The organism is Chryseobacterium ginsenosidimutans, assembly GCF_039536845.1.
Classification (GTDB): domain Bacteria; phylum Bacteroidota; class Bacteroidia; order Flavobacteriales; family Weeksellaceae; genus Chryseobacterium; species Chryseobacterium ginsenosidimutans_B.
Genome location: NZ_BAAAZJ010000008.1, coordinates 199,912 through 221,415, shown reverse-complemented (window position 1 = coordinate 221,415; position 21,504 = coordinate 199,912). Strand labels below are relative to the sequence as shown.

Below are 21,504 nucleotides of genomic sequence, written 5' to 3'. Positions count from 1 at the left end.
CTGAAACCATAAAAACGAAAAAGCCTTGCAAAAACAAGGCTTTAAAATCAAATATCACTTTACTTTATTAGAATAGCTCTCCGGCTACTTTTTTAATATTATCACTTTTACCCATCGAGTAAAAATGCAGAACAGGAACTCCAAAATCCAGCAATTCTCTGCATTGGTTGATGGCCCATTCGATTCCGATTTGTTTTACAGCTTCGTTATTTTTTGCTTTTTCCACTTCATTGATTAATTCTTCCGGCAAATCGATTTTAAAAATCTGAGGCAGAATTTTCAGATGTTTTTTCGTTGCAATCGGTTTAATTCCCGGAATTATTGGGACCGTAATTCCCATTTCCCTGGCTTTCGTAACAAACTCAATGAATTTTTTATTATCAAAAAACATCTGTGTCACAATATAATCTGCACCAGCATCTACTTTTTGCTTCAGCCATTTTAAGTCATAATTCATAGATGGTGCTTCCATGTGCTTTTCCGGATAACCTGCGACACCTATACAGAATTTGTTCGGCTCATCGCAAATCTTATCATCATTATGAAGATATTTTCCACGACCTAAATTATTGATTTGATGTACCAAATCCATCGCACTTGCATGACCTCCCGGTGTCGCTTCAAAATATTGATGACCTTTCATCGCATCACCTCTCAACGCCATAATATTATCAATTCCCAAATACATACAGTCGACTAAAAGATATTCTGTTTCCTCTTTGGTAAAACCTCCGCAAAGTAAGTGTGGAACAGTATCAACATTATATTTATGTTGAATTGCCGCACAAATTCCTAATGTTCCGGGACGCATTCTTGTGATTCTACGCTCCATCAAGCCATTTCCTTTGTCAATGTAAATATATTCTTCCCGTGAAGTCGTAACATCGATAAATGGAGGTTTAAATTCCATCAACGGATCAATGTTTGTGTATAAATCTTCAATCCCGATTCCCTTTTGTGGCGGAACAACTTCGAGGGAAAACAAAGTTTTTCCGTTTGCGTTTTTTATGTGGTCTGTTATCTTCATTTTATATTTTTGTTGATTATTAATAGTTGTTGGTTGCTGGTTTAATAACTGTCAGCAAACAACTATCAACCATTAACTATTTTATTAATCCGCTAAATTCGGTGACAACCATTTTCTAGCTTCCTGCAAAGAAATTCCTTTTCTTTTGGAATAATCTTTCAATTGATCTTCCGTGATTTTTCCCAATCCGAAATATTTTGCGTGCGGACTGCCGAAATAATATCCGGAAACCGAAGCAGTCGGGAACATTGCCAAACTTTCAGTCAGATAAACTCCAATATTCTCTTCCACTTTTAAAAGATCCCAAATGGCGTGCTTTTCCAAGTGATCAGGACAAGCGGGATATCCCGGAGCCGGACGAACTCCTTTATATTTTTCGGCAATCAAATCTTCGTTGCTTAAGTTTTCCTGATTGGCATATCCCCAATATTCGGTTCTTACTTTTTTATGTAAAAATTCGGCATAAGCTTCTGCAAAACGGTCTGCCAAAGCTTTTACCATAATGGCATTGTAATCATCGTTTGCTTTTTCGTATTCTTCTGCCAATTCATCGGTTCCAAAACCTGTTGTAACGCAGAAAGCTCCCATATAATCCGTTTTCCCTGAATTTTGAGGAGCAATAAAATCACTTAATGCCAAATATTCTTTGCCTTTTGATTTTTGAAGCTGTTGTCTTAGTGTTAAAAATTTAACCTGCTCATTATCATTTTCATCCAAAATTAAAATATCATCTGATTCATTAGAATTAGCTTTAAAAATTCCAAAAATGGCTTTTGCAGTTAATGATTTTTCATCCAAAATTTTCTTTAAAATAACCTGAGCATCTTTAAATAATTCTTTAGCCTGAGCTCCGACAACCTCATCATCAAAAATATTGGGATATTTACCATGAAGATCCCAGCTTCTGAAAAACGGCGACCAGTCGATGAAAGGAACTAATTCATTTAAATCTTGGTTCTCAAAAACCTGTATACCTAATTGATTTGGTGTGAAAATTTCTTCATTTTCCCAATCAATTTTAAATTTATCTCTTCTGGCATCTTCTATTGAAACATATTCTTTATCAATCTGTCTATTTAAAAACTTTTCGCGGAAATCAGAATAGTCGCTTTTTAAATCATCAACATATTCTTTATTTCTATCGCCAAGTAAAGAACTTACAACATTTACAGCTCTGGAAGCATCATTTACATGTACGACTGCATTTTTATATTTCAAATCTATTTTTACTGCAGTGTGTGCTTTTGAAGTCGTTGCACCACCGATTAATAAAGGAAAATTAAGATTTTGACGTTCTAATTCTGATGCGATGTACACCATTTCGTCCAAACTTGGCGTGATCAATCCGCTCAAACCAATCACATCAACATTATGATCGATTGCAGCCTGAATAATCTTTTCGGCCGGAACCATTACTCCAAGATCTACAATTTCATAATTATTACAACCCAAAACAACACTTACAATATTTTTACCGATATCATGAACGTCACCTTTTACTGTTGCCATCAGTATTTTTCCATTCGCAGGTCTTGTGCCATCTTTTTCAGCTTCAATGAAAGGTTGTAAATAAGCCACCGCTTTTTTCATTACCCTTGCCGATTTTACAACCTGTGGAAGGAACATTTTTCCGCTTCCGAACAGGTCACCGACAACACCCATTCCGGTCATTAAATTAACTTCAATAACGTGTAAAGGTTTTGCAGACTGTAATCTCGCTTCTTCCACATCTTCTTCAATAAAACGGTCGATTCCTTTTACCAAAGCGTGCGTGATTCTTTCCTGCAAAGGTCTTGTTCGCCATTCAAGCTCTTCGACAACCTCTTTTTTGACGGATTTATGTTTTTCGGAATAATCAAGAAGTCTTTCCGTTGCGTCTTCTCTTTTATCAAGAATTACATCTTCAACAAGCCCGAGAAGCTCTTTATTAATTTCATCATAAACCTCCAACATGGCAGGATTTACAATTCCGATATTCATTCCTGCCTGAATTGCATGGTAAAGGAAAACCGAGTGCATTGCTTCTCTCACGGTATCATTTCCACGAAAGGAGAACGAAACATTGCTCACACCTCCACTCACAGATGCATAAGGAAGATTTTGCCGAACCCATCTCGTCGCTTCAATGAAGTCGATTGCATTTCTTCTATGCTCATCCATTCCTGTTGCGACAGGGAAAATATTTAAATCAAAAATGATATCTTCTGCCGGAAACCCAACCTGATTCACCAGAATATCATAAGAACGTTTCGAAATTTCAAGTCTTCGATCGTAATTATCGGCTTGTCCGTCTTCATCAAAAGCCATTACAATGACTGCTGCACCGTATCTTTTAATAGCTTTTGCCTGTTTGATAAATTCTTCTTCACCTCCTTTCAGACTGATCGAGTTTACCACACATTTTCCTTGTGCGACTTGTAATCCGGCTTCTAAAATCTCCCATTTTGAGGAGTCGATCATGATCGGAATTCTGGAAATATCGGGTTCTGAAGCAATTAAATTTAAAAATTTAATCATCGAAGCTTTTCCGTCGATCAATCCATCGTCGAAATTGACATCAAGAATCTGCGCACCGCCTTCTACCTGATGACGGGCAATATCAAGCGCCTCCCCGAATTTTTCTTCTTTTATTAATCTTAAAAATTTCTTTGATCCGGCAACGTTTGTCCTTTCACCAACGTTGATAAAGTTACTTTCCGGTGTAATAATCAAAGGCTCAAGCCCTGATAATCTTAAATATTTCATCAATTTATTCTTCTAAAATAAAATATGCATTATTCGCATTTTGCTTCAGCAAATCAATATGTTTGCCCAAAGCGGTAAAAATCGGAAACCTTTTGTACGCCAAATTATGTTCTTTAGCAAACTTTTCAATCTCCTCCGTAATTTCATTATAATATAGATAACTGTAATTCGGAAACAAATGATGGGCAACATGAAAGTTGAAATTCCCTAAAATATTTCTTACAAACCAGTTATTTTCCTGTAAATCATTGGTGACTTCAAACTGATGATGAAGCCAACTGAAAGGCAGTCCGTTTTTCTCATCCAATTTTGGAAAAGCATTGTCAGGAAGCGGATGCAGAGGCAATAAAACAAACAGCGCAAAAATACTCGCCGAAATCACCTGCAAAAACCAAGCTCCGAAAGCCAAACCAAGAGATACTTTAAAAAACAAAACCGGAACTGCAATCTGGTAGAAAAAATAAAACAGTTTATAACTTACCATTTTTACTTTTTCAATAATTGGAATCGTTCCCTGGGTTTTCAGAATTACTCTTTCATTATCAAAAAAGTCTCTGAAATCTCTGATAAACATCCAATTAAACAGATATAAAGGATAGACCAAAAAGAAAAAGAAATGCTGATATTTCTGAATTCCTTTAGCCTTGATCCAAGGAATGATTAAAAGAAGTCCACTCTGCTCGATGTCCGTGTCCCATCCGTCCACATTCGGATAAGCGTGATGGCTTGCAATATGTCTTTTTTTCCAGATGTAGGAATTGGCACCTACGAAATCGAAAATCTGCAACACAAATCCGTTTAATTTTTTGTTTTTATAAATATTATTGTGGGCAGCTTCGTGGATCAAATTTAAATAAATCAACACCAAGGAAATTCCCATCAACACAAAACTTGAAATATAAACCCACTGATTTTCATTACTAAAAAGCGCAAAAACATATAAACCAAAATAGACCAAAGGCAAAATAATGGCTTTGATCTGAATATAAATATCCCTGTTTCCGGGAATGGCTTCTATACGCTGGTTCACTTTTTTTCTTAGTTCATTAAACAGTTTTGCATCCTCTGAATCCTTTAAGTAAATCGGCTTTTCCATAATATTAAATTTGTGTGATATTTAAATTTAATATTAAAAACCGTTCCTTTTATTATCGATTCAATAAAAAAAATCTATTAAATCAGACAAATTCCTTCAATTTTCTTGGTGGATACTGTGCAACCAGATCAGCAATTGCCTTGATGTGGTCCGGTGTAGTTCCGCAGCAGCCTCCGATAATATTGATTAATCTTTTTTCTACATATTCTTTAATCTGTGCTGCCATATCTTCCGGTGTTTCATCATATTTTCCGAACGCGTTTGGGAGACCTGCGTTTGGATAAGCTGAAACGTAGAATTCAGAATTATGAGCCAAGGTCTCTAAATACGGCGTTAACTGATTCGCTCCCAACGCACAATTGAAACCAACACTTAATAAATTCAAATGTGATACTGAGATCAAAAATGCTTCTGCAGTTTGCCCGCTCAGTGTTCTTCCTGAAGCATCGGTAATCGTTCCTGAAACCATGATCGGAATATTAATTCCTCTTTCTTCATTAATTTCATCAATAGCGAAAAGGGCTGCTTTTGCGTTTAATGTATCAAAAATCGTTTCAACCAATAAAATATCTGAACCTCCGTCTAACAAAGCTTCAGATTGTTGTTTGTAAGCAATTCTCAATTCGTCAAAAGTGATCGCTCTGTAACCCGGATCGTTTACATCCGGACTTAAACTTGCCGTCCTGTTTGTCGGACCGATTGAACCCGCCACAAATCTTGGTTTATCAGGATTTTGAGCGGTGAACTCATCACAAACTTTTCTTGCAATTTTCGCAGACTCGAAATTTAGCTCATAAACCAATTCTTCCATGTGGTAATCTGCCATCGCGATGGTCGTTCCTGAGAATGTATTGGTTTCTATAATGTCAGCTCCAGCTTCCAGATATTTTTTGTGAACTTCCTCGATCGCATGAGGTTGCGTCAATGAGAGTAAGTCATTGTTTCCCTTAACCGGATGTTCCCAATCTTTGAAACGCTCTCCACGGTAATCTTCTTCCTCGAATTTGTATCGCTGAAGCATCGTTCCCATTGCTCCGTCAAGAATTAAAATTCTTTCAGATAATGCTTTGTATAATTGTTCTGAATTTTTCATTTTGTTTATTTTTCATCGTTGGATTATTCCATTGATTGATGTTTTAATGATATTTCACATTTCAATAGGATTTTTTAAGTCGTCCCTTCGGGACTCCCATTATTAATCCAATGCCTGTTTTAAATCTGCAATAATATCGTCTACATTTTCCAAACCTACTGAGCAACGAACCAGACCTGCCGTAATTCCTACTTCGTTTCTTTCTTCGTCCGTTAATTTTGAATGGGTTGTAGATGCAGGGTGCGTTACAATCGTTCTTGTATCACCAAGGTTTGCAGAAAGAGAACACATTTTTATTTTATCTAAAAATTTTCTTCCGCCTTCAATTCCGCCCTTGATTTCGAATGCTACAATATTTCCGCCTAATTTCATTTGTTTTTTGGCAATTTCATAGCTTGGATGAGATGGCAGGAATGGATATTTTGTCAATTCTACATTCGGATGGCTTTCTAAAAACCCGGCTACTTTTAAAGCATTCTCACAGTGTTTTTCAACACGGATTGCTAAAGTTTCCAAGCTTTTTGATAGAACCCAAGCGTTGAAAGGTGACATTGCCGGTCCTGTATTTCTTGCGAAAAGATAAATCTCACGAATCAAATCTTCTCTGCCTACTGCTACTCCACCCAAAACTCGTCCTTGGCCGTCAATTAATTTTGTTGCTGAATGAACGACAATGTCTGCTCCATATTTAATCGGCTGTTGAAGGTAAGGTGTTGCAAAACAATTATCTACAATAAAGATAAGATTATGTTTTTTTGCAATTTGTCCAAAAAATTCTAAATCTAAAATCTCGATTGCCGGATTTGTCGGCGTTTCCAAATATAAAATTTTAGTATTTGGCTGAATATATTTTTCTACGTTTTCTGAATCTTCTGCTTTGAAATACGTTGTTTCGATATTCCATTTCGGGAAATATTTTGTAAACAATGTGTGTGTCGATCCGAAAACCGACTGACAGCTTACAATATGATCACCTGCATTTAACAAAGTCGCAAAAGTTGAATAAATCGCTGCCATTCCCGTTGCAAAAGCATATCCCGCTTCTGCACCTTCCATTTTGGCGATTTTGTCCGTGAATTCAGTTACATTCGGGTTTGAAAATCGGCTGTACAGATTTTTAGGTTTTTCTTCTGCAAATGAAGCCCTCATATCTTCGGCATCTTCAAAAACAAAACTCGAAGTGAGATATAATGGCGTTGAATGCTCGTCAAACTGCGTTCTTTCGGTTTGCGTTCTTATTGCGAAGGTTTCAAAATTTTCGTTTTCCATTATTTTATTATTTTTCCATAGGTTTCACCTACGGCTATTGATGTTGAACCCTTCGGGTTCGCTAATTATTTCGTTTCGCTTACTCTCAAAATATCTCCGAAAACACCTCTTGCCGTAACCTGAGCTCCGGCTCCGGCTCCCATGATTACGATTGGGTTTTCACCATAACTTTCCGTGTAAATTTCAAAGATTGAATCTGAACCTTTTAGTTGTCCTAAAGCGGAAGTTGCAGGAACTGAGATCAATTTTACATCCAATTCGCCTTTATCTTTTTGCAAATCACCATGCAAATCACCAACATATCTCAACACATGACCTGGTTCTTGATTTTCCTTGATTTTCTGATATTCTTCGTCTAATTCTTCTAATCTTGTAAGAAATTCTGGTTTTGAAATGGAAAGTAAATTCTCAGGAACAAGATTTTGAATATTGATATCATTAAATTCATTGATTAAATCTAATTCTCTCGCCAAAATCAATAATTTTCTTGCCACATCGTTTCCTGATAAGTCTTCTCTTGGATCTGGTTCTGTATAGCCTTTTTCCAACGCTTCATTAATAATCGTCGAAAATTTATCGTTTCTTAAAGAAAAATTATTGAAAACATAGCTCAATGTTCCGGAAAACACGCCTTTAATTCTTGTAATATTTTCTCCTGAAAGGTGTAAAAGTTTTATCGTATCGATTAACGGCAAACCTGCTCCCACATTGGTTTCATATAGATAACGTCTGTTATTTTTGTTCAACGTATATCTTAGTTTACGGTATTCTTCAATAGGAAGCGTATTGAAAATTTTATTGGACGACACCAGATCAAAACCATTTTCTGCCAAAGCATGATAATTGTGAACAAAATCTGTACTCGCTGTGTTATCAACAACGATAAGGTTTTCCAACTGATTTTCTTTTGAGAATTTGATTAATTCCTGAACATCGGACGGGCTTTCTGCCGTCAAAACCTCATCGCTCCAGTTACTTCCAAAACCTTTTTTGTTGAAGGCAATTTTTCTTGAATTGGCTACTGCCACAACTTTCAAGTCGATTTTTTTACGTCTTCTGATTTCTTCTGATGACTGTAAAACCTGTTCGATCAAAGTCTTTCCTACGTTTCCATGACCGATGATTGCTAAATGAACCGTTTTTGGCTTTTTAGAAATCTCAGATTCGATGATATTTTTTGCTTTTTCGTCTTGCGAAGAAGTCACTACTATATTAATTCGTTTTTCACTTGCTACTTGATTTAAAAGCAATGGGAAAACGTTATTTCTGGCTAATTCTGCCAACACTTTGTTGAAATCCTCTGCAACAAAACCTATTACTGAAACATTATTTATACTGTAAATCTGAGAAACTTTCCCTGATTTTCTTTCTGCTTCAAATTCATCAATCAGACAATTTACTGCTTTTTCGGAATCTGCTTCCTGAACCAAAATTGACAATCCGTTTTCGATTGCCTGCTGAGAAATTACTCCGACACTGATGCGCGCCAAAGTAAGCGCTTTAAAAATTCTTCCGTCAATCCCGATTTCACCTAAGAAATCCTCTCCTTCAAATTTGATGATTGATCTGTTTTTTAAAAATTTTATTTCGTTAGCATTTTTCATTCTACAAAATATTTTTAATGATATTATTTAATTGTTTGTATTCCATTAAGAAGGCGTCGTGCCCGTGAATTGATTTGATCTCGTGATAGAAAACATTTTCCTTTTTTTTTGTAAGCTTTTCAAAGCACATTCGGATTTCAGAAGCCGGGAAGAATAAATCTGTATCAACGGAGATCATGTGCATTCGTGCCTTAATCTTTTCCAGTTGAGTTTCTTCTGTATTAATATTCATCAGCAAATGATTCATTAGTTTGTAAGATTTTAAACTAAATCTTTCGTTTAAAGCATTTCCGTGATAAACAAGCCAGTCTTCCGATTCTAAGCTCTGTTTTTCCTGATTGTATTTGTTTTGAAATCTATCGTTTAAAGATTGGGGTGTTCTATAACATAACATCGCATGAATTCTGGCTTTCTGTAACGGTTTATCATTTCCGTTTAACAAAAATTTCTGAACCAGACATTGTGCATGGAGCCAATCATGAGTTTTAAAATCGCAGGCAATAGGAATGAAAATTTCGGCAAGATCTGTTTTTTTTACCAACATTTCCCAACCGATTCCACCACCTAAAGAACCTCCAATAATGGTGTATAAACTTTTAATATTTAAAATTTCAAGACCTTTTAAAAAGATATTTGCAATATCTGCAGTCGTGAAATCTTCGTATTCATCAATTAAAAAATCATCATAGCCGTTTCCGGGAATATTGAAGCACAAAACCGTGTATTTATTTGTATCGATCACCTGATTTTCACCGATCAGTTGTTTCCACCAGCCTTTTTCTCCTGAAACATTTGAATTTCCGGTTAAGGCATGATTAACTAAAACGATAGGTGCAGAAAACAGGTCTTTCCCGAAAAGCTGGTAGCTCAATGGGATACTGTATTCCTTTTGGGAATTTGCTTGATACGAAATATTAATATGTTTAAGTTCTGTTTTCAATTCTATTATACTTTTGATAATACAATTTGAAAATGCCATAAGAAATGGCTGAAAAGAACTTCAGTAAGTTATCTGTCCAAAATAAATTATTTGGTAGAACGTAGCACCTTCTTCGCTTGCGCAAAGGGTTGCTAAGGTTTCACAGGGTCTGTCCCTCAACCTTTCTTGATAACATTTTCAATATGTGAATGATCGAATGGTGCAAAGATATAACTTTTCTTTTAAATATTTATAAAAATTTAATTTAACACTCCAAACACCCATAGATAAAAGGTTTTCGAGAGTACATTAAATATAATTCAAATTTAGGAAGTTGGAATTTTTTCTCAAAAAAACTAACTTCGTATTGAAAAATGGTGAAATATGATTGCTGAAAAACAAAGATTACAAGATACGAACTGGAAAAACTGGGGACCTTACGTGAGCAACCGACAATGGGGAAATGTACGTGAAGACTACAGTGCGAACGGCGATGCATGGAATTTCGCCAATCATAATAATGCCGAAAGCAGTGCTTATCGTTGGGGTGAAGAAGGAATTGCGGGAATCTCCGATGTGAAACAGCTTTTTTGTTTTGCACTTTCGTTCTGGAACAAGAAAGACAAAATGGTGAAAGAGCGTTTTTTCGGTCTGAGTAATCCCCAGGGAAATCATGGAGAAGATATTAAAGAGATATTTTACTATCTGGATAATACACCTACTCACAGCTACATGAAACTGGTCTATAAATATCCGATCAATGCTTTTCCTTATGATGATATCCGTGCCGAGAATGCAAGACGAAGCAAAAAAGAGCCTGAATATGAAATTATTGATACCGGAATTTTCGATAATGATGAATATTTTGATATTTTCATTGAATATGCTAAAGCCGATCATAATGACATTTTAGTAAGAATTACCATTTGCAACAGAAGTAATATTGATGCTCCGATTGTAGTTGCGCCAACAGTATGGTTCAGAAACAACTGGAAATGGGGCTACAATACATATAAAGGACAAACTAATGCTTCTGCCGAAGGCTGTATTGATATCAACCACGATAGTATTTCTATTAAAAAGTTTTATTCAAGAAACCTTAATTCAGAAAGTGTTTTTTGTGAAAATGAAACCAATCATCCGAAATTACACGGAACACCTTATCCCGGAAATTCTTATTTCAAAGATGGGATTAATGATTATATAATCTACAAAAGCAACACAATCAATCCGGAAAAAAGAGGAACAAAAGCTTCTTTTTTAATTGATGAAATTATCGAAGCGGGGCAATCAAAAACTTTTGATTTCAGATTATCCCCGAATGAATCGGATGAACCTTTTCTGGATTTTGATCAAATATTAAAGACAAGGATTAATGAAGCTAATGAATTTTATGATGATATTCAGAATGATGTAGGGAGTGATGATGAAAAAAATGTTCAAAGACAGGCTTTCGCAGGGTTGCTTTGGAACAAACAATTTTATCATTACAATGTCGGAAAATGGCTGAAAGGTGATCCCAATTTTGAAGCTCCGAGAGATTTTAATAATTATGTAAGAAATACAGAATGGAATCATCTTCACAATAAAGATATCATTTCAATGCCCGATAAATGGGAATATCCTTGGTATGCGACCTGGGACCTGGCTTTCCATTGTGTTCCGTTTTCAATTATTGATGCTGAATTTGCAAAAGGACAGCTTCTTTTGTTAACGAAAGAATGGTACATGCATCCAAACGGACAACTTCCGGCTTACGAATGGAATCTGAGCGATGTAAATCCGCCTGTTCATGCATGGTCGTGCTTCAGAGTTTTTAAAATTGATGAAAAACAAAACGGAAAACCCGACCTTTTATTTTTAGAAAAAGTTTTCCAAAAACTGCTCTTGAATTTCACCTGGTGGGTAAACAGAAAAGATAAAAACGGTAAAAATATTTTCGGAGGAGGTTTCCTCGGACTCGATAATATTGGTGCTTTTGATCGAAATATGGTTTTAAAAGACGGTCAACATCTTGAACAAGCCGATGGAACAAGCTGGATGGCGATGTACGCTCTGAATATGATGCGAATTGCAATGGAATTGGCTCAATATTACCAGGTTTATGAAGACATGGCAATCAAGTTTTTCGAACACTATCTTTATATTGCTGAAGCCATGGAAAATCTGGGTGAAGGCACAAAAGGCTTATGGAATGAAGAAGATGGCTTTTTTTACGACGTTTTACAGCTTGGAAACGGAGATAGTGTTTCATTGAAATTAAGAAGTATTGTCGGATTGATTCCTATGTTTGCGGTGGAAATTATAGATCATCATTTGCTTGATAAAATGCCAAACTTTACTGCAAGAATGGAATGGATTTTAAAAAATAAACCTGAACTCACAAAACTTGTTTCTCATTGGGAAGAAGAAGGCCACGGAAGAAAACATCTGATGAGTATTCTGCGTAAAAACCGTTTAACAAAAGTTCTGACAAGAATGCTTGATGAAAAGGAGTTTTTAAGTGATTACGGAATTCGTGCCATGTCAAAATTTTATGAAGAGAATCCGTTTGTATTTTCTGTTCATGGAAATGAAAATATGGTTTATTATACTCCTGCAGAAAGTGACAGCCGGATGTTTGGCGGAAACAGCAACTGGCGTGGTCCTATCTGGTTTCCGATCAACTTTTTGATTGTTGAGAGCCTGCAAAGGTTCCATTTTTATTATGGAAACAGTCTGAAAGTGGAATTACCGACAGGAAGCGGAGATAAAAGAAATCTTGATGAAGTTGCCCAAAATATCAGTAACAGACTGTGTTCGATTTTCTTAAAAGATGAACATGGACAACGACCTTTTAATGGTGGAAATCCTAAGTTTAATTATGATGAAAATTTTAAAGATTATATTACATTCTTCGAATATTTTCATGGAGATAATGGTCGCGGAGTCGGCGCATCTCATCAGACAGGATGGACTGCAACGGTTGCGAAGCTGATGAAACCTAGATTGACAATATAATTTAAAGCCTCTTTTCTAAGAGGCTTTTTTTATTTTAAGATGGGTTTGATTACATTTTTATTTGAATACATTTCGGATATTCAAATAATTATTTAAATTTGTAGACCAAACACGCAAATAATGAAAACAAATTCACTTTTGTTTGATCTCTTATACATTAAGTTAGGAATTCGAACACAAATTACATCTCATCAAAGCTTATTTCTAAGTAACAAATTCAAAAATTTCAGCTATTAATACATTGATTGCAATTACAATCAGTGATTTTTCGGCTCAATATAAAACACAACCAATAAATACTTATACAAATGAAAACAAAATTATTTTGCTTGCTAGCTTTCCTAATGCTCAGCTTGGGAATAAAAGCACAAAACATCAGTTTTTCTGATCCGAATTTTAGAACAAAACTATTATCTTCTTCTCCCAGCAATACAGTTGCTAAAAATCTTAGTGGTAACTATTTTGCCATCGATACAAACGGAGACGGGAATATAAGTAAAGATGAAGCTGAAAAAGTTTCTGAACTTGATGTTTCCAATTCATCCCTTTATTCATTAGAGGGTATTTCTCATTTTAAAAACATTATTAAATTAGACTGTTCTCTTAATAATACCTATTTCCTAGATTTACAAGGTCTGGATAATTTACAGACAGTTAAATGTAACAATTCATCTATCAATGGAATTTTTCTTCAGTATGATTTAAATTTAAAAAACATTGATTGCAGTAACAACCTTTTAAAATATATTAATTTATCCAATCTTCCGAGTTTGATTAATATTAATGTATCAGGAAACAATCTTAGCGGATTATCCTTTCAGGACGGAATAGCTAATAATATTCAATCTTTAAATATAACCAACAATCCTTTACTTTCAAATATATGTAAAGATGCTTCTGATACTTTACCTTCTACCGGAAGTATTTCTCAGGCTTTTTGTAACAGTCCGGTAATTGATCCCATATTTACCCAAAAGCTTTTATCAGCAAATGCAACCAATATGATCGCTAAAAACATTAGTGACCAATATTTTAAAATTGACTCTAATAATGATGGCATTCTTCAAACAACTGAATTAGCACAAATAAAAGAACTGCATTTGGATAACAACCCATCTACCTTTGAATCGGGATCATCGATCAATACTTTTGGAATGACTAATTTAAAAATGATTATCTATAATGGGGAAGGGCAATATAATATGGGCAATACCTCTCTTCATGGATGGGGGCATTTATATGATGTTGATTTAAAAGGTTCACCTAATTTAGAATATATAGAGTTTAATGATCAGCCTTTAATCGAAATTGATGTTAGCAATTTGCCCTTCTTGCATACTTTACAAATGAATCTTGACATCCCAAACGGAGGAGCAAACGGCGGCGGTGGTTTACCAGCAAGCATGAAATTAAGATCTTTAAATGCTGAAAATTGTAGTTCTTTAACAAATATCGGATTAATGTATCAAAATGCATTAGAAATTGTCAACCTGAAAAACTGTTCTGCTTTAACAAGCTTTAACCACAACAATGATGGCAACTATAATATGGGTGGACTCATAAACAATGTAAGTTATCCTCCATATTGGAGTTTAAAAGAAGTAAATCTTGAAAACTGTATGGCTCTTACTTCTGTAAATGTAAGCAAAACAAAACTTACTCATCTTAATGTCAAAAATTGCCCTGCACTTGCAGAGATAAGAGCATACGAGTGCCAGATTTCTACTGCTGATAACATCTTAAATGGATAATAGCCTTAATATAAAAACGGTGATCATAGCCGGAAATAAAATAACAGCTATAAATTTTTCTAAAATGCCAAGCGTAGAAAAATTAGATTGTAGTTCTAACCTATTAAGCTCTCTTCAAAATTCTTCCAATACTTTAAAATATTTAAATATTTTCAACAACAATCTCACCACTCTTGATATTCACAATTTCCCAAACTTAGAAGAATTGGCATTGGGAAGTAACAAATTTGTTGATTTGGATTTTAGCGGCCATCATAAAATTGGAGCGATCTATAAAGGTGCTTATAATGTAGATTTCTTTTACATTAATAATCCTGCGATTTTAAATACTGATACTTATTTAAAATCATTCAATGCCAATAACTGTACTAGTTTAACAACATTAATTTTGAATTCTTCTGTACTGGAAAAATTATTTATAAAGAATGGAGTTGATCAGTTTTTAGATTTTTATTTTTGGACGGCAACTCCCAGCCAATATATCTGTTGTGATGAGAGTGAAGTAGCTAGTATCCAAAATGAATTAGCCAATTCCGGGAATACTACTTGTAATATTAATACCTATTGTAGCTTTACTCCAGGCGGAAATCACAACACCATCACAGGAACCGTAAGATTTGACGAAAACAATAACGGCTGTGATATCAACGATGAAGTTTTCGAACATATGAAAGTAAAAATAGATGATGGTATCACAACAGGAGAAACTTTTGTAAAAAGTAACGGAAAATATGATTTCTACACTCAGACAGGAGATTTTACCATAACCGCAGAGCCTGAAAATGCTTCATTATTTACTGTGACACCTTCTACCTTTACAACGAATTTTGCGAATAACAACAATAATACCTTCACTCAGAATCTTTGTGTTACCAAAAACGGAAATATCAAAGATCTTGAAGTAGTTTTCGCTCCTGTTACAGATGCAAGACCAGGCTTTGACGCCATTTATAAAATCATCTGGAGAAATAAAGGAAATACTACTCTCTCAGGAAATGCAACGCTTAGTTTTGACGCTTCAAAAATGAGCTTTGTTTCTTCTGTACTACCTTCTTCGGTTACAGGGAATCTTGTTACGTTTAATTTCACGAATTTGAAACCTTATCAGAATACATCTTCGGAGATTACTTTTACCATAAATACTCCGACAAATCCAACCAATCCTGTGAATAATGGCGATATTCTAAATTTCACTGCAGGCGTAAATCCTGTTTTAGGAGATGTTAATCCTGATGATAATCAATTTGTTTATAAGCAAACTGTGGTTGGTTCTTTTGACCCTAATGATATTACTTGCCTTGAAGGAAATCTTATTCCATTGTCAATGGTTGGGAAGTATCTTCATTATATCGTAAATTTCGAAAATACCGGAACTGCTCCGGCAACGAACATTGTAGTAGAAATGGATATCAATCCTGATGATTTTGACATTAATACTCTACAACTCCAAAATACTTCACATAATACTTATACCAAAATCACAGGAAATAAGGTAGAATTTATGATGAAAGATATCAATCTTGCGGCTGCAGCTCACGGAAATATTGTTTTAAAGATTAAATCTAAAAATAATTTGGTTTCAGGAGATAGTGTTATTAACAAAGCAAATATTTACTTTGATTATAATTTCCCTGTTACTACCAACGAAGCCACTACAAATATTATTAATTCTTCTTTAGCAACGACAGAAATCATTAAAGGAAACTCTTCTGTCAACGTTTATCCGAACCCCACAAAAGACGATGTGAATATCGAAGCAGATTCAAAGATAAAATCTATTGAAGTATATGATATTCAGGGAAGGATTCTTCAAAAACAAATAGGAATTAATACTCCAAAAACAAAAATTTCTCTTCAAAATACGATGTCAGGAACATATATTTTTAAAATCGCTACCGACAGGGAAACGATAACTAAAAAAGTAACCAAAAAATAATACAATAATTCATTTTAATAGTAATCCTTTTTCATCCCGAAAAAGGATTTTTTATTTGTATTTACATCATAATATTTATTATTTCAATAAAAAGTGAATCAATCATAGTCAAAATCTATTCCATCGATAAGAAAACAGTATATTTTATCTAAAATATATAAAAATTAAGTATTAAATTTCAAATTATATTGAATTTTTAACAACAAAATATCTATATTAGTGCCATAAAACCTAATAATAATTTATGAAAGTAAAACTACTTCCTCTCGCAGGCATGGTACTCTCAACCATGCTTATCACTCAATTAAAAGCTCAGGAATATCAGCCGATGCCAATCCAAAGCGGATTCAATGCTGATGTTATTGCTAACGGAGTCGGTCCTTCAGCATCTTCAACTAATAATGACGTTGACGGTGTCAGTTACGCTTTTGTTTCAAAAGATTTTCAGTTAACAGCTGCAAGTACCCCACTGACTTATGGTCTCCCGATAAACGGGATTATCAATTCTGCTGTAGGTTCAACTTCAGGACTATCTTATCAGATGGCATCTTACAGCGCAAACAATTCATTGAGACTGCAGAACACAAATGATAACGGTACTTTACTGTTTTCAACACCAATCCCGGTTGTTAGCTTATACATGATGGCAACAGGAGGAAGTGGAGACTGTACGGTAGATGTTGACGTAAATTTTACCGACAATACTTCACAGACATTTACCGGAATTGCTATTACAGACTGGTATTATGGAAGCAATTATGCTATTCAGGGAATCGGAAGGATTAATACTACAAATGATAATTTAGAATCCGGATACGGAACAGATCCTAGACTATATCAAATTCCCTTAGCAATTAATGCAGCCAATCAATCCAAAAATGTAAAAAGTGTAACGGTAACTAAAACCGGAACAGGAGGAATTCCTAATATTTTTGCTTTTTCAGCTGATGCATACAGCGCTTGCGGATCTCCTACAAACATTACTTATACGTCTACGATGAATAGCGCGACATTGAGTTGGACAGCTCCGGCAACGGCACCATCTTCAGGGTATCAATATTATTACAGCACCTCGCCTACCGCTCCTACAGCAACTACTACTCCTTCAGGAAGTGTTCCGGCAGGAACAACAACGGCAACAATTGGTAGCTTAACAACCGGACAAACCTATTATTTCTGGGTAAGATCAAACTGTGGAGGTTCTCAAGGTTTCTGGAAAATGAAAGAATTTGCAACAGGACAGGTTATTTCTACTTATACTTTAGGAGATATTAACACAGAATATAATTTCAGTCCGGATACATCAACTTCTACCAACTGTGCAGGAAGTGTAACGGTGAATATTCCGACAGGATATAAAGTAAAATCTACAGGTGTTTCTTACAAAATGACAACAGCAAGTAACGGATGGATGTCTGAGCAAAGAACATTATTGGTATGCTCTACAAACGGTGTAGCTGAATCTTCAATAACATCAGGAGCAGGGCAAAACGGAGGTACCTATTCTTATGACAGAACAGGGCTTACACTGGCAAATGATCTTATAGGAACTGTAAACTTCGAGCTTAGAGCCTGGAGAACTTATGGAGGATCTGACTGTAGTGTTGAATATAATAAGGTTGACAACGGAACATTTACAGTAACAGTAACACTTCAGCCAATTGTCTTGGCAACAAGCGAAGTAAATGCAAAAGAGAAAGAAAGAATTGCTTATCCGAATCCATTTGTCGATACTTTACATATCGAAAAAGCGGAAAATGTGAAAAAAGCAGTGGTAACAGATCTTTCGGGAGTTGTTATAAAAACAGTTGAAAACCCATCTGCAGACCTATTCTTAGGAGGTGTAAAATCCGGAATGTATATTTTAACAGTAACAATGAAAGACGGCTCTGTAAAAAGCATGAAAACTATTAAAAAATAATAATTTACACACATTCATACTAAAAACGCGGATAAAAATTAATTTTTATCCGCGTTTTGTTTTTTATTTTAACTAAATCTAAGCTTCTGCGATCTCTCCGTTTACAAACACTTCATACCCAATTTCTACATTTGGTTCCAATGTCTTAGAAACAGAACAGTATTTTTCAAAAGATAATTGAGCTGCCTTTTGAGCTTTTTTAGGATCAATATTTCCTTCCAGAAGAAACCTAACTTTAATTGATTTAAAAGGTTTCGCATCATCCACAGGAATTCTCTCCCCTTCTACTTCAGCTTTGAAATCTGTAATTTCCTGTCTCTGTTTTTTCAAAATAGAAACTACATCTATTCCGCTGCATCCTGCAACAGCCATTAAAACACTTTCCATCGGCGAAACTCCTTTTGCTCCGGGTTGAGAAGTATTATCTAAAAGAATTGAGTTACCTTGTGAATTGGTAGCCTCAAATAAAAAATCGTCGTTGATTCTATTAAGTGTTATTTTCATTTTTAAAATTTTATATTTAGGATGCTTACAGGCTCAGCATAACATTCCTATACTATCCGTTTTATTAAACAGTAATTTTGTAGCGATGTTATACTGAGGTTCTCGAAGCATTATTTTTTAGTGTTAAATCTTACACAAAATTACAAAATCCCCCTCGCTTTTATCTCCAGATACTTATTGATAACATCGATATTCAAATTCTCAGGTAACGTATAAACTGTATAAATTCCGTATTTGCGAAGCTCCTGAATGATTAATTTTTTTTCAAACTCAAATTTTTCGGCAATGATTTCATCATAGATTTCCTGCATACTTTCAGGATTTTTATGAATTAAGGTTTGAAGTTCAGAATTTTTAAAGAAAACTACCACCAATAAATGGTTTTTGGCAATTCCCCGGAGGTATTTTAACTGACGGTTTAATCCATCAAGTGTTTCAAAATTGGTGAATAACAATATTAAACTTCTCTGATTTAATGAATATTTGACGTCCTGGTACAACCTGTTAAAATCACTTTCAAAAAAGTCTGTTTTGATATTGTAAAGCGCTTCGGAAATTTTTCTTAATTGCCCTGATTTATTTTCTGCAGCAATCTTATTTTCTGTTTTTTTGGAGAAGGTCATCATTCCTGCACGATCTCCTTTCTTCAAAATAATGTGTGACAAAGCCATCGTTGCATTGATCGAATAATCCAGCAAGCTCAATCCTTTAAAAGGCATTTTCATCGTTCTGCCTTTATCGATCAACATGAAAATTCGTTGCGATTTTTCATCCTGAAACTGATTGACCATCAAACGATTTGTCTTTGAAGTCGCTTTCCAGTTGATCGTTCTTATATCATCTCCAGGAACATATTCTTTGATCTGTTCAAATTCCATTGTATGTCCCAGCTTTCGGATTTTTTTAATTCCGCCTAATAAAAATTCGCTTTGTAAAGCCATTAATTCATATTTTCTTAAATGAATAAATGATGGATAAGCTGGTAAATTGGCGTCTTTCTGAAAATTAAATCTCTTTGAAACAAATCCCAAAGGCGATGAAACATAAATATTTAAACTTCCAAAATTGTATTCTCCTCTTTCTTTCGGTTCTAAAATATATTGAAAAAAACTGTTCCTTCCGGATTCGATCTGTTTTTTAATCATAAAATCCCTTTTTTGAAACTGAAACGGAATTTCATCAATTACTTTAACATTAATCTTAAAACTGTAATTATTTTTAATATCAATTTTTACAGGATTTTCATCACCATTTGACAATTTTTCCGGTAAAATTCTCTGAGCAAAAATTCCATCCTTCTGATTGAAAACAAAAAGATAATCCAGCATCGCAGCCAGAAAACACAACACTAAAACAATGTGCGCAACAATCATCAAAAATGGAAAGAAAAATGCAAAAATATACAGTATCCCCACTCCGATGAGTGCGAAGAAAAAGCGTGTATTGATGTATAAGTTCTTCATTGGCTATATGCTGTAAGCAATAGGCAGTAAGCTAAAAACCGTCAACTGACGACTTCCAGCCAACAACCAATTTCTATCTCGGGATTTCTATACCTTCTAAAATTTGTCTGATGATTTCGTCTGCTGTAAGACCTTCCATTTCTCTTTCCGGCGAAACGATTACTCTGTGCCTCAACACTGCATAACTTGCTTCCTTGATGTCTTCCGGAGTTACGAAATCTCTTCCTCTTAACGCTGCAAATGCTTTTGAAGCCGTTAATAAAGCCAGACTCGCTCTTGGAGAAGCTCCTAAATATAAGAATTGGTTTTCTCTTGTATTTACAATAATTTTCGCAATGTATTCCATCAACTGGGCTTCAACAATGATTTCTTTTACCAAATGTTGATAACTTTTCAGTTGTTGGGCTGTGATCACTTTATTGACAACCTCGGTTTTATCTTCTTTTTTGCTTTCGTGCTGATTTCTGATGATCGCAATTTCCTGCTCAAGATTTGGATAACCTACATTTATTTTGAATAAAAAACGGTCAAGCTGCGCTTCCGGAAGTCTGTATGTTCCTTCGTGTTCAATTGGGTTTTGAGTAGCAACAACCAGAAACGGCTCTTCCATAATGTAACGGATTCCGTCCATTGTGATCTGCCTTTCCTCCATTACTTCGAACAATGCCGCCTGAGTTTTTGCAGGCGACCTGTTAATCTCATCAATTAAAATAAAATTAGAGAAGATCGGACCTTTTTTAAACTCAAATTCAGAATTTTTTACATTAAAAATTGATGTTCCCAAAATATCAGAAGGCATTAAATCCGGTGTAAACTGAATTCTGCTAAAGCCAACATCAATCGTTTTTGCCAATAATTTCGCCGTAATCGTTTTTGCAACACCAGGAACACCCTCGATCAAAACGTGTCCGTTTGATAAAAGTGCTGCCAAAAGATGTTCGACCATACTTTCCTGGCCTACAATTACTTTTGCAATTTCAGTTTTTACTTTTTCTAAACTTGCGCGAAGCTCAATCATATCAATTCTCGACTGAAACTGATCTTCTTTTTTATCAAAATTTATAGAATTTTGTGATTCTATATTTTGGTTTTCAAGGTTTTCCATATTGTTTTAATTTAACAATTTAGCAATGTAACAGTTCACCAATTGGAAAGAATTGTTACATCGTTATATTT

The 21,504-nt window shown here is 34.9% G+C and carries 14 protein-coding genes and 1 riboswitch; of the genes, 4 read left to right on the top strand and 10 right to left on the bottom strand.

Annotated elements, in window-relative coordinates; translation table 11 throughout:
* Positions 1 to 67: 67 nt before the first annotated feature.
* From metF to ABD745_RS09350, 7 genes are all read right to left on the bottom strand, one after another.
* On the bottom strand, positions 68 to 1,027 hold the full coding sequence (metF, locus tag ABD745_RS09380; RefSeq protein WP_344828479.1) for a methylenetetrahydrofolate reductase [NAD(P)H]: 960 nt from the start codon (positions 1,025 to 1,027) through the stop codon (positions 68 to 70).
* 84 nt (positions 1,028 to 1,111) lie between these two features.
* Positions 1,112 to 3,772, bottom strand: coding sequence for a methionine synthase (gene metH, locus ABD745_RS09375; protein WP_344828476.1), 2,661 nt, complete (start codon positions 3,770 to 3,772; stop codon positions 1,112 to 1,114).
* 4 nt (positions 3,773 to 3,776) lie between these two features.
* Entirely contained in the window at positions 3,777 to 4,868 is a 1,092-nt protein-coding gene (locus ABD745_RS09370) for a fatty acid desaturase family protein (protein ID WP_344828472.1), read from the bottom strand.
* A gap of 82 nt (positions 4,869 to 4,950) precedes the next feature.
* The gene (locus tag ABD745_RS09365) at positions 4,951 to 5,961 is read right to left on the bottom strand and encodes a homocysteine S-methyltransferase family protein (protein WP_344828469.1); all 1,011 of its coding nucleotides are present in this window, start codon (positions 5,959 to 5,961) and stop codon (positions 4,951 to 4,953) included.
* Positions 5,962 to 6,063: 102 nt separating this feature from the next.
* Positions 6,064 to 7,230 (bottom strand): O-succinylhomoserine sulfhydrylase, encoded by a 1,167-nt coding sequence (locus ABD745_RS09360; RefSeq protein WP_344828466.1) that lies wholly within the window; start codon positions 7,228 to 7,230, stop codon positions 6,064 to 6,066.
* A gap of 65 nt (positions 7,231 to 7,295) precedes the next feature.
* Positions 7,296 to 8,834, bottom strand: coding sequence for an ACT domain-containing protein (locus tag ABD745_RS09355; RefSeq protein WP_344828463.1), 1,539 nt, complete (start codon positions 8,832 to 8,834; stop codon positions 7,296 to 7,298).
* Between the two features lies 1 nt (position 8,835).
* Positions 8,836 to 9,774 carry an alpha/beta fold hydrolase gene (locus ABD745_RS09350; RefSeq protein ID WP_344828460.1) on the bottom strand — a complete coding sequence of 313 codons (939 nt, stop codon included), beginning with the start codon at positions 9,772 to 9,774 and terminating at the stop codon, positions 8,836 to 8,838.
* A 65-nt stretch (positions 9,775 to 9,839) separates the two neighbouring features.
* Positions 9,840 to 9,949, bottom strand: a riboswitch (SAM riboswitch).
* 188 nt (positions 9,950 to 10,137) lie between these two features.
* Between ABD745_RS09350 and ABD745_RS09345 the strand changes: the two genes are divergently transcribed.
* The 4 genes from ABD745_RS09345 (at position 10,138) to ABD745_RS09330 (ending at position 18,361) form a co-directional block, all read left to right on the top strand.
* On the top strand, positions 10,138 to 12,753 hold the full coding sequence (locus tag ABD745_RS09345; protein ID WP_344828457.1) for an MGH1-like glycoside hydrolase domain-containing protein: 2,616 nt from the start codon (positions 10,138 to 10,140) through the stop codon (positions 12,751 to 12,753).
* Positions 12,754 to 13,061: 308 nt separating this feature from the next.
* Positions 13,062 to 14,504, top strand: coding sequence for a leucine-rich repeat domain-containing protein (locus tag ABD745_RS09340; protein WP_344828454.1), 1,443 nt, complete (start codon positions 13,062 to 13,064; stop codon positions 14,502 to 14,504).
* A 64-nt stretch (positions 14,505 to 14,568) separates the two neighbouring features.
* Complete coding sequence (locus ABD745_RS09335) at positions 14,569 to 16,440, top strand: T9SS type A sorting domain-containing protein (protein WP_344828451.1); 1,872 nt, start codon at positions 14,569 to 14,571, stop codon at positions 16,438 to 16,440.
* A 244-nt stretch (positions 16,441 to 16,684) separates the two neighbouring features.
* Complete coding sequence (locus ABD745_RS09330; protein ID WP_344828448.1) at positions 16,685 to 18,361, top strand: T9SS type A sorting domain-containing protein; 1,677 nt, start codon at positions 16,685 to 16,687, stop codon at positions 18,359 to 18,361.
* Between the two features lie 78 nt (positions 18,362 to 18,439).
* Here ABD745_RS09330 and ABD745_RS09325 read toward each other — a convergent pair whose 3' ends face one another.
* The 3 genes from ABD745_RS09325 to ABD745_RS09315 form a co-directional block, all read right to left on the bottom strand.
* Positions 18,440 to 18,865: an OsmC family protein gene (locus tag ABD745_RS09325; RefSeq protein WP_344828445.1), complete on the bottom strand. Its 426-nt coding sequence runs from the start codon at positions 18,863 to 18,865 to the stop codon at positions 18,440 to 18,442.
* Positions 18,866 to 19,005: 140 nt separating this feature from the next.
* Positions 19,006 to 20,328 (bottom strand): DUF58 domain-containing protein, encoded by a 1,323-nt coding sequence (locus ABD745_RS09320; protein WP_344828442.1) that lies wholly within the window; start codon positions 20,326 to 20,328, stop codon positions 19,006 to 19,008.
* A 73-nt stretch (positions 20,329 to 20,401) separates the two neighbouring features.
* On the bottom strand, positions 20,402 to 21,433 hold the full coding sequence (locus ABD745_RS09315; protein ID WP_344828439.1) for an AAA family ATPase: 1,032 nt from the start codon (positions 21,431 to 21,433) through the stop codon (positions 20,402 to 20,404).
* Positions 21,434 to 21,504: the final 71 nt, after the last annotated feature.

Coding starts and splice junctions, on each gene's coding strand:
- metF (WP_344828479.1), bottom strand. CDS start 1,027: ATGAAGATAACAGACCACATAAAAAACGCAAACGGAAAAACTTTGTTT.
- ABD745_RS09330 (WP_344828448.1), top strand. CDS start 16,685: ATGAAAGTAAAACTACTTCCTCTCGCAGGCATGGTACTCTCAACCATG.
- ABD745_RS09325 (WP_344828445.1), bottom strand. CDS start 18,865: ATGAAAATAACACTTAATAGAATCAACGACGATTTTTTATTTGAGGCT.
- ABD745_RS09365 (WP_344828469.1), bottom strand. CDS start 5,961: ATGAAAAATTCAGAACAATTATACAAAGCATTATCTGAAAGAATTTTA.
- metH (WP_344828476.1), bottom strand. CDS start 3,772: ATGAAATATTTAAGATTATCAGGGCTTGAGCCTTTGATTATTACACCG.
- ABD745_RS09370 (WP_344828472.1), bottom strand. CDS start 4,868: ATGGAAAAGCCGATTTACTTAAAGGATTCAGAGGATGCAAAACTGTTT.
- ABD745_RS09360 (WP_344828466.1), bottom strand. CDS start 7,230: ATGGAAAACGAAAATTTTGAAACCTTCGCAATAAGAACGCAAACCGAA.
- ABD745_RS09355 (WP_344828463.1), bottom strand. CDS start 8,834: ATGAAAAATGCTAACGAAATAAAATTTTTAAAAAACAGATCAATCATC.
- ABD745_RS09315 (WP_344828439.1), bottom strand. CDS start 21,433: ATGGAAAACCTTGAAAACCAAAATATAGAATCACAAAATTCTATAAAT.
- ABD745_RS09340 (WP_344828454.1), top strand. CDS start 13,062: ATGAAAACAAAATTATTTTGCTTGCTAGCTTTCCTAATGCTCAGCTTG.
- ABD745_RS09320 (WP_344828442.1), bottom strand. CDS start 20,328: ATGAAGAACTTATACATCAATACACGCTTTTTCTTCGCACTCATCGGA.
- ABD745_RS09335 (WP_344828451.1), top strand. CDS start 14,569: ATGCCAAGCGTAGAAAAATTAGATTGTAGTTCTAACCTATTAAGCTCT.
- ABD745_RS09345 (WP_344828457.1), top strand. CDS start 10,138: ATGATTGCTGAAAAACAAAGATTACAAGATACGAACTGGAAAAACTGG.